We start from the raw sequence: 223 nt of genomic DNA on the forward strand, positions 1-223 counted from the left end.
TGATGGCAGAGAGGTCACACCCGTTCCCATACCGAACACGGAAGTTAAGCTCTCTAGCGCCGATGGTAGTTGGGACCTTGTCCCTGTGAGAGTAGGACGTTGCCAGGCAAATGGAGGATTAGCTCAGCTGGGAGAGCACCTGCCTTACAAGCAGGGGGTCGGCGGTTCGATCCCGTCATCCTCCACCATTTAGCCGACTTAGCTCAATTGGTAGAGCAACTGA

The 223-nt window shown here is 55.2% G+C and carries 1 tRNA gene and 1 rRNA gene; both read left to right on the forward strand.

The features are described 5' to 3' along the window. Positions 1-108, forward strand: a 5S ribosomal RNA gene (gene rrf, locus MR083_RS27445); the annotation flags it as partial. 4 nt (positions 109-112) lie between these two features. Next, positions 113-188 (forward strand) — tRNA-Val (locus MR083_RS27450). The last annotated feature ends 35 nt before the right edge of the window (positions 189-223 follow it).

Source organism: Bacillus cereus group sp. BfR-BA-01408, assembly GCF_022663305.1.
GTDB classification, from domain to species: Bacteria; Bacillota; Bacilli; order Bacillales; family Bacillaceae_G; genus Bacillus_A; species Bacillus_A pacificus.